Annotated in this window: 8 protein-coding genes; 3 read left to right on the top strand and 5 right to left on the bottom strand. The window is 66.3% G+C overall.

Annotated elements, in window-relative coordinates; translation table 11 throughout:
• Positions 1-256 precede the first annotated feature (256 nt).
• On the top strand, positions 257-1,381 hold the full coding sequence (locus AC3WRN_RS14275; protein WP_492623451.1) for a hypothetical protein: 1,125 nt from the start codon (positions 257-259) through the stop codon (positions 1,379-1,381).
• Positions 1,374-2,090 carry a hypothetical protein gene (locus AC3WRN_RS14270; RefSeq protein ID WP_492623450.1) on the top strand — a complete coding sequence of 239 codons (717 nt, stop codon included), beginning with the start codon at positions 1,374-1,376 and terminating at the stop codon, positions 2,088-2,090. The genes AC3WRN_RS14275 and AC3WRN_RS14270 overlap by 8 nt, the downstream gene beginning before the upstream one ends.
• Positions 2,091-2,108: 18 nt before the next feature.
• On the opposite strand, the gene AC3WRN_RS14265 is transcribed toward AC3WRN_RS14270, so the two are convergent.
• The 5 genes from AC3WRN_RS14265 to AC3WRN_RS14245 form a co-directional block, all read right to left on the bottom strand.
• Entirely contained in the window at positions 2,109-2,381 is a 273-nt protein-coding gene (locus AC3WRN_RS14265; protein ID WP_354549813.1) for a BPSL0761 family protein, read from the bottom strand.
• 493 nt (positions 2,382-2,874) lie between these two features.
• Complete coding sequence (locus AC3WRN_RS14260) at positions 2,875-3,459, bottom strand: hypothetical protein (protein ID WP_492623449.1); 585 nt, start codon at positions 3,457-3,459, stop codon at positions 2,875-2,877.
• A gap of 188 nt (positions 3,460-3,647) precedes the next feature.
• Positions 3,648-4,472: an NADPH-dependent 7-cyano-7-deazaguanine reductase QueF gene (gene queF, locus AC3WRN_RS14255; protein WP_492623448.1), complete on the bottom strand. Its 825-nt coding sequence runs from the start codon at positions 4,470-4,472 to the stop codon at positions 3,648-3,650.
• Between the two features lie 58 nt (positions 4,473-4,530).
• Positions 4,531-5,283, bottom strand: coding sequence for a glutathione S-transferase family protein (locus AC3WRN_RS14250; RefSeq protein WP_068095194.1), 753 nt, complete (start codon positions 5,281-5,283; stop codon positions 4,531-4,533).
• Positions 5,284-5,360: 77 nt separating this feature from the next.
• Entirely contained in the window at positions 5,361-5,753 is a 393-nt protein-coding gene (locus tag AC3WRN_RS14245; RefSeq protein ID WP_492623447.1) for an acyl-CoA thioesterase, read from the bottom strand.
• A 193-nt stretch (positions 5,754-5,946) separates the two neighbouring features.
• Between AC3WRN_RS14245 and AC3WRN_RS14240 the strand changes: the two genes are divergently transcribed.
• Positions 5,947-8,283, top strand: a complete 2,337-nt coding sequence (locus AC3WRN_RS14240) for a S9 family peptidase (RefSeq protein ID WP_492623446.1) — start codon at positions 5,947-5,949, stop codon at positions 8,281-8,283.
• The last annotated feature ends 142 nt before the right edge of the window (positions 8,284-8,425 follow it).

Here is an 8,425-nt window from a genome sequence, read left to right as displayed (position 1 = left end):
TTTTTCATGGAACCTCCTCGGGAAAGACTACGAGAAAATTCCACTTCTGGCGTCAGCTAACCGGCGGGGGGATTACCCATGCGCCTGATGCCTGATGGATAGCAGATAAGCTTTGCGAGCGTGTCTCAGTCGTTGCTGATACAGCAGGGTGAGTCGGGTATTTCTTACATTCCTTGCATTCCTTGCATTCTTCCATGCGGCGCGCGATGATCGCGACACGGGTCATCTGCACATGGCCGCGTTGGAGGTTTTCCCCATGTCAACGCCGAAACTTGTCATGTTCGACGTCCCCCTGGACGACGCGGAAGCGTTGCGCTGGGGTACAAGGACGCCTGACGATTTCATGTGCGACCGCGCCGGCGACACGATGGGGTCGACGTCCATCGAGGACGGCCTGCGGATTTTTCAGGTCGCACGGTGTCGTGACGTTGAAGAGCCCGCGCGCGTCCAGCTCGCAGCGTGCGCCTACGACTTCCTGAAAGTGCCTAGCCTTAAACAGAAGCTGACTGGTTCAGTGCACGTCCACGTGCGCCCACGCAAGCGCCAACACTGGTTTCTATGGGAGGCCAAGAGCCGGCTGACCAAAGTGAGGCAGGAAGACGTGCATCGCCTCGGGGATGAGATTGCAACGCACTGCCGTATTGGTAGCGGCCTCTACGGCGAGACCTTCCCAAAGACCCTAGTGGCTATCACCGCCGCTGAAGATGCGCTAGTTAACGTGGACAAGCTGATCGCGCGACTGATACGGCGGGTCGAACTGGTGACGGCACCACCGCGCATGGGTCAAGGCCAGGGATTCGCACCCACTCTCGTCATCGGCACCACGCCCGACCCAAGCGACACTGCCGAAGCACTCAGCTTCCGCGAGTCCTTGCTCGCGCTCGGATGGCCAGACTCCAAGACCGTTGGCCGCCAACTAGGCAGCACCGGCACCGGTGTGGAGGCCCGGGTGAGCCGTGAACGTGCGGAGGGGACGTTGTTTGGCGTTTGGGCGGGCCGCGCCCGAGGCGGCTATCAGCACCCGTCGTTCCAGTTCTTGCCCAGCGGCTCGCCGCATCCGCGGCTCCCCGAACTGCTGGACGCCCTTGCACGCCGCCCTGACCTAGCCCCCGTCGCCGACCGCAGCGGTTGGGAGCGTGCCTTCTGGCTCTACCAACCCCGTGGCCGCCTCAGTGAGCAAGCGCTAGCCTTGCGCGCGGCGGCACCGGCGCAGTTCCGCGCTGCTCCCGAACGCTTCGCTGCCCTGCCGGATACTGCACGCACACCTGCTGACGTCTTTCAGCACGATCCGCAGGCAGTGATCGACCTGGCGCGTGACGATGCAGCTGCGCAAGTGCCACCCGAAGCGTCTGACACCCGCGGGGCGCCGCGCCATGGCTGAGGGCGATCTCGCCGACCAGTTGGTGACGTACGCCTTGAAGCGGCGTACGACGCTCTGGCGTATTTTTTGGAACGTGTATGGCCCGCTCGAATCGCATCCGCACCCGACTGGGCGGATGGCGCGCGTGCAGGACGTCCCGCCAGGCAACGTCGGCTTCGGTGGGATCTACCTTGCGACCACTACCGGCGGGGCGTGCTGGGAGGTTGTGTTGCGCGACGCGACCGCGCGCGAGGGCAAAATTTATGTGGCACGCTCGGAGCTAGTAGGCCGGTCGCTCGTGAAACTACGCGCCTTGGCGCCGGTGCCACTGGTCGACCTTCGACTACCTGGGCGTCGCGCTCTCTTCGACGGGCGCGATGCGTCCTCATGGACGCGTGTTAACACATTTTGGCGGCTGATTCTGGACTCGCCGGATCACACCCAGTCGCACCACGCAGCAGCCGAACTGGCGACTCTAGCCACCCAGCTCCGCCTGACCTTCGCCGGATGCACGTGGCTATCGGCCCAACACCAGGGGTCTTCAGTGCACTTGCTCTACGACCCACCTTTTGAGAGAGCAGGCTGGGAGGTGGTGGGCGACTGCATTCCGCTTTCTTCGGCTGCTGGGATCGCTGCCTTGCGCGCTGCCGCGCGCGATGCGCACTTGACTCTCGTGTTGACCGGTGGCGTGCCATTTCCGTGTGAGGACGACGGGGTAGAACCCCTTTGACGACGGTCGACAGCCAATTCAGTTCACTTCAGGCCAAGCAATGCGGGTGGAGTGGCGCAGAGGACCGTAGCGACATCCTTCAATCCACGAGATCTCAGGAGACGCCAGCCCGAGACCGAGACCGGATGGATGCTTGAGCAGCGCCATCGCCGAGATGTCCTCGATCGTCGGGAAGTGACGTGCGATCATCACCGCATGCTGCCGGATGTCTAGGGGAAGCCTGTTGTCTCGGGCAAGTTCGATCAGGAAACCCCCTGCCCATAGGAGTGCCCTGGTTCTTTCGTCTGGCATTGTCACGGCTGATCCTCACGGAGCTGCTTTGGATTCAGCATCCTCCATGCCTGTCGCACGGGCTGGGACGGGAACGTCGCGCCAAGCGACAGGATCGGGCAACCCAAGTTGCCGGTGACGTGACGACCTCGTGTGCGTTGTCACGTTATGTGGCCATGAACCGCATTTTTTTTGTCAAAGCGGTGGGTCTGCTGACACTTTATGCTTACCGGTAGCGACGGTTATTGAGAATTTGTCCAGCGGCCATGACGGCTGTGTCGATGCATCGTGCATGGAACAGCGGGTTGCGTGTCATCGCGCGCACCACCAGGCACAACATCTGTGTCAGGTAAGGTGTCGAAGGTTCGACATGACCTGAGTGCGGGCCTGTCACCGCCCCGAAGGGACTGGGCGCGACGATGGGCTTTCGCGGCGGGAAGGGAAGTGAGCACCGAGGAAAAGCCGGCTGACGTTGTACGGACTCACTTCTTACGCCTTCCCGCCGGTTTCCCGTTCAACTCTTCCTGATCTCGAAGTCCTGCTTCGCCATGGGTTTGCCGTCGAGCGAGATCTCGACGCGGTACTTGCCTTCGGGCCACAGGTCGGGGTTCTGCACCTTGAACGTGGTGATGGCGGGGCCGTCGGTGGCGATCGACTGGCTGATGCTGCTGACCAGCTGGCCCTGGCCTTCCAGGTAGCTCCATTTCGCGTTGAGCGTGGCGCCGCCGGAGCTGCCTTCGGTGGTGACGCTGGCGTAGATGGTCCTGTCGCTGGTGGCGAAACGGTTGCCGGGGCGGGTTACCTTGTACTCGGCGTTCACCGCGCTGCCCAGGGTCAGTTTGGCCACGGTGAGCGGCGCGGGCGGCGGCGTTGCCGCGATGCTGGGCGCCATGCTACCGGCATGGGTGGCCGTGGCGGTGGCTGCGGGTTGCGCGGCGGTGGCGGCCGGGGCAGGAGCCGGTGCGGGAGCGGCGGCCGTGTGGGCCGGGGCGGGTGCGTTGGCCGGCGGCGCCGCCGGTTCGTTCTTGCCGCAGGCACTGAGCAGCAGGGCGGCGAGGGTGGCGCTCAACAGCGCGGTATTGTGCATGGGACGTGTCATGGGAACTCCTGGCTCGGTCGCAGGCGGATGCCCGTCCGTGGCGACTGCCGCAGCGCCGTCCGGCGCGTTGGTCAGGCCACCGAGGCTAGCGCCGCCGATCTGAAGCGGCGATTACCGAGGGGCGTTCAGTGTGCTGAACTTTCACGCGCCGGCGACGCGCGGCGCGCAATGAGTCGATGCTTCCGCCACTACTGGCGTACCGTGCGTGGGTTGCCGGGCGTGGCCGGCGTGCTGCTGCGGAACGGGTTGATGTCCAGCCCGCCGCGGCGGGTGTAGCGCGCATACACGCTGAGCTGCCGCGGCGCGCAGCGCTGCGTCAGGTCGACGAAGATGCGTTCCACGCACTGTTCGTGGAATTCGTTGTGGGTGCGGAACGAGACCAGGTAGCGCAGCAGGCCGGCATGGTCGATCGGCGCGCCGCGGTAGGCGACCTGCACGCTGCCCCAGTCGGGCTGGCCGGTGACCGGGCAGTTCGAGCGCAGCAGGTGCGAGACCAGGGTTTCCGCCACCGGCGTCGCGCTGGTGTCGGCCTGCAGGAAATCGGCCTGTGGCGGGCCGTAGTGGTCGATCGCGATGTCCTGCGCGTCGAGCAGGAGGCCGCCCAGGTCGACGACGGGAAGCGCCTCGGCGCGCGCGTCGCGCAATTGCACGCCGACCACCGCACCGGCCGCCGCGGACAGGTCGTGCAGCAGGGTGGCAGCCAGCGTGGCGGGGTCGGCGATGCGCTCCTGCGCGAAGCCGTTGAGGTACAGCTTGAACGACTTCGATTCGATGATGTGCGGCGATGCCGCCGGCACGCGGAACTCGGCCATCGCCACCTGCGGCTTGCCGCACAGGTCGAGCCACGACAGCTCGTAGGCGTTCCAGATGTCCACGCCATGGAACGGCAACGTCTCGGCGATGCCGATCTCCGCGCGCTTGTCGGCGCGCGGGATCGGAAACAGCAGGCTCGGGTCATAGCGGTCGGCGTAGACGGTGTCCTTGCCGAGCGGGGAGTGTTCGGGGGTGCTCATGCCGTGCAGTTTAGCTGCTTCGGCGGCTCCCCCTGCGGGTGGATGGACGGCCGCGCGGTCACGACGCGCGCGGCGGGCCGGGCCGTGGCGCGCTGGTGCCGAGGGTGTCGCTGGTCAGCGGGGCGCCGGCGGTGATCAGGGCGCCGCGCTGCTCGGCCAGCGGCAGCCGCAGCATGCAGTCCTCGTAGCGGGCCAGTTTCTGGAACACCGGCAGCGCCTGCACCTGCGCCACCAGCGCGGCCGCCAGCGGCCAGCGTTCGGCGTCGATCGCGTAGCGCACGAACGAGGCGGTGCGGAAGAAGCTGGCGATGCTGATGTCGGCGAGCGAGAGCGCGCCGAACACGAAGCCGTCGTCCGGCAGCTGCTTTTCCAGGTAGTCGAGCGCGGCGGGGATGTCCACCTCGCGCGCATGCTGCACCACCGCCTCGTCGGGAGCCTCGCCGAAGATGTGGCGCTTGATCGCCAGCTGGTTGAACAGCCGCCAGATCAACCCGTCGGCCAGCCGCGTGTCGGCGTATTCCTCCAGCCAGCGGGCACGGGCGCGATCGGCGATGTCGCGCGGGTAGATCGAGGGCGTGGGGTGCCGATCCTCCAGGTACTGGCAGATCACCGAGGAGTCGTTGAGCGCCAGCTCGCCGTCGAGCAGCACCGGGATGCGGCGCAGCGGGCTCAGCCGGGTGAACTCGTCGTTGCCGACGAACGGCGCGATCGGGTCGACTTCGTATTCCAGCCCCTTCAGCTCCAGGCACACCAGTACCTTGCGCACATAGGGCGAAATGTAATTGCCGATGACTCTGAGACGCTGCGGCATGAGGCGGCTCCGGGGACACGGTGGCCGCAGCGTGCGATGGCCGGTGCGCACCCGTCAAGCGAGTCCGGCGTAGAGGGTCAGCCGGCGGCGTCCGGCAGTGCCGGGATGGCCGTGGGCGAGCCGTTGGAGTCCAGCGCGATCATCACGAAGCGGCCGGTGGTGCAGATGCGGCGGTCGCCGGTCAGCGGGTCCTCGGCGGTCATCTCCACCTCGACGTGCATCGAGCTGCGGCCGACCCTGACCACCCGTGCCACCAGCTCCACCAGCTGGCCGGTGCGCACCGGCACGCGGAAGTTCACCTCCTCCGAACGGGCAGTGACCACGGTGCGCCGTGCGTAGCGCGAGGCCACGATGAAGGCGGCCTTGTCCATCCACGCCAGCGCCTGGCCGCCGAACAGCGTGCCGAGGTGGTTGGTGTGGTCGGGGAAAACCATTTCCAGCAGGCGGGCTTCGATCGGGGCAGGGGTCATCGGGATCGCTTCGGTGGGGGCGGGTGCGGGTGGTGTGCCGCCCATGCGGTAGCGCATTCCGCGGCATGAGCGAAACAATCGGGACCAATGGCAGGGGTGCCATCGGTCATGCTCACGTTAGCATCGACCGTTCGGGCGTATCCGGGCCAGGGTCGGCAACCGCAGAAATCCGCTTTCGCAAGGGGAACGCAACATGGGCTTGAAGATCGGCAGTTCGCGCGTGCTTGGCGCGCTGGTCATGGGAACACTGTCCGCCGGCGTCGCCGCGCAGGGCCGCACGCTGAGCGCGGACGACTACGCGCAGGCGGAGCGCTTCATGAGCTACAACACCGCGCCGCTGGTCGATCACGCGGTGCAGAAGGTCCAGTGGCTGGACGATGGCCATTTCTGGTACGTCGACCACGACGCCGGCGGCGATCACTTCGTGCGGATGGACGCGGCCAGCGGCAAGGCTGCGCCGCTGTTCGACCAGGCGAAGCTGGCCGCCGCGCTGGGCAAGGCCGGCGGCAAGCCGGTCGACGCGAAGAAGTTGCCGGTGACCGGCTACGAGGCACGGCCCGATGGCCGCATCGATGTCGCCGTGCGCAGCAAGCACTATGTGTGCGACCTCGCCGCCGCCGAGGCGAGCTGCGTCGACCGCGCCGCGCTGGTGAAGACCGGCAAGGAGCCGGGTACGCTGTCGCCGGACAAGAAGAGCGAGGCGTTCATCCGCGACTGGAACTTGTGGCTGCGCGACGTCGCCAGCGGCAAGGAGACCCGGCTCACCACCGACGGCGTGGAGAACTTCGGCTACGCCACCGACAACGCCGGCTGGAAGCACACCGACAAGGCGGTCGTGGAGTGGTCGCCGGATTCGAAGCAGATCGCCACGTTCCAGCAGGACCAGCGCAAGACCGGCGAGATGTACCTGGTCGGCACCAACGTCGGCCATCCGACGCTGGAGAAATGGAAGTACCCGCTGGTCGGCGACAAGGACGTGACGATGATCGAGCGCGTCATCGTCGACGTCGCCGCGAAGAAGGTGCTGCGCCTGCAGATGCCACCGGATCAGCATCGCTCCAGCCTGTGCGACGACGTCAGCTGCGGCCCCGACGGTGGCTGGGACGACGTGAAGTGGGCGGCCGACGGCAGGACCCTGGCCTTCGTTTCCACCTCGCGCGATCACAAGCACGAGTGGTTCCGCATCGCCGACGCGCGCACCGGCAAGGTGCGCACCGTGTTCGAGGAAGTGGCGCCGACGTACTACGAGAGCGGCAACGGCGCGGTCAACTGGCGCTACCTGCCCGAGACGAACGAGGCGATCTGGTTCAGCGAGCGCAGCAACTGGGGCCAGCTGTACCTGTACGACCTGGAGACCGGCAAGCTCAAGCACGCGATCACCACCGGCGAAGGCAATGTCACCGAGGTGCTGAAGGTCGATCCGAAGACGCGCACCGTGTGGTTCCGCGGCGTCGGCCGCACCGCCGGCGTGAACCCGTACTACCAGCAGTTCTTCAAGGTCAGCCTGGACGGCGGCAAGCCGGTGCTGCTCGCGTCGGAAGCGGCCGACCACACCGTCACGCTGTCGCCGGACGGCAAGTCCTTCGTCGATGCGTATTCCACCCCGACCACGCCGCCGGTCACCGTGCTGCGCAGTTCGGACGACGGCCGCAACCTGGCGAGCGTGGCCACCGCCGACATCTCGCGCCTGAAGGCCGCCGGCTGGGTGCCGCCGATCCCGTTCACGGTGAAGGGGCGCGACGGCAAGACCGACCTGTACGGCATGATGTTCAAGCCGACGAACTTCGATCCGTCGAAGAAGTATCCGATCATCGACTACATCTACCCAGGCCCGCAGACCGGCTCGGTTCGCGGCCGCAGTTTCTCGTCCGCGCGCGGCGACCACCAGTCCGTGGCCGAGCTGGGCTTCATCGTGGTGGCGCTCGACGGCATGGGCACGCCGTGGCGTTCGAAAGCGTTCCACGACGCCTACTTCGAGCACGTCGAGGACAACACCTTGCCTGACCAGGTGCTCGGCCTGAAGGAACTCGGCAAGCAGTATCCGTGGATCGACCTCGACCGCGTGGGCATCTGGGGCCACTCCGGCGGCGGCAACGCCACCGCGGCCGCGATGTTCCACTACCCGGACTTCTTCAAGGTCGGTTGGGCCGAAAGCGGCAACCACGACAACCGCAACTACGAAGACGACTGGGCCGAGAAGTGGCAGGGCCTGCTGGTCACCGACAAGGACGGCAAGACCAACTACGACGCCCAGGCCAACCAGAGCTTCGCGAAGAACCTCAAGGGGCGGCTGATGCTGGTGCACGGCACCATGGACGACAACGTGCCGCCCTACCAAACCCTGCTGGTGGCCGACGCGCTGATCAAGGCGAACAAGGATTTCGACCTGCTGCTGATCCCGAACGTCCACCACGGCTACGCCGAGGCCACCCCGTACGCCACCCGCCGGCGCTGGGACTACTTCGTGCAGTACCTGGCCGGCAACACGCCGCCGCACGAGTACCAGCTGAAGGTGTGGCCCTGGCGCTGAGTGACTGTGCGTGTGCGTGAGATGCCGGCGCTCTTGTTCCTCCCCTTGGCATAAGGGAGAGGGAGCAGAAGTAACACACCCGGTTCCTCCCCCTGCGCAGCAGGGGGAGGTCAGGAGGGGGTGGCTTTTGACTTGCGACGAA

This window comes from Rhodanobacter sp. FW101-FHT13A11 (assembly GCF_058790335.1).
This window is presented reverse-complemented; position numbering and strand designations above follow the sequence as displayed.

Excerpts from the sequence above, each read along its gene's own strand:
- AC3WRN_RS14275 (WP_492623451.1), top strand. The coding sequence starts at position 257 with ATGTCAACGCCGAAACTTGTCATGTTCGACGTCCCCCTGGACGACGCG.
- AC3WRN_RS14270 (WP_492623450.1), top strand. The coding sequence starts at position 1,374 with ATGGCTGAGGGCGATCTCGCCGACCAGTTGGTGACGTACGCCTTGAAG.
- AC3WRN_RS14265 (WP_354549813.1), bottom strand. The coding sequence starts at position 2,381 with ATGCCAGACGAAAGAACCAGGGCACTCCTATGGGCAGGGGGTTTCCTG.
- AC3WRN_RS14260 (WP_492623449.1), bottom strand. The coding sequence starts at position 3,459 with ATGACACGTCCCATGCACAATACCGCGCTGTTGAGCGCCACCCTCGCC.
- queF (WP_492623448.1), bottom strand. The coding sequence starts at position 4,472 with ATGAGCACCCCCGAACACTCCCCGCTCGGCAAGGACACCGTCTACGCC.
- AC3WRN_RS14250 (WP_068095194.1), bottom strand. The coding sequence starts at position 5,283 with ATGCCGCAGCGTCTCAGAGTCATCGGCAATTACATTTCGCCCTATGTG.
- AC3WRN_RS14245 (WP_492623447.1), bottom strand. The coding sequence starts at position 5,753 with ATGACCCCTGCCCCGATCGAAGCCCGCCTGCTGGAAATGGTTTTCCCC.
- AC3WRN_RS14240 (WP_492623446.1), top strand. The coding sequence starts at position 5,947 with ATGGGCTTGAAGATCGGCAGTTCGCGCGTGCTTGGCGCGCTGGTCATG.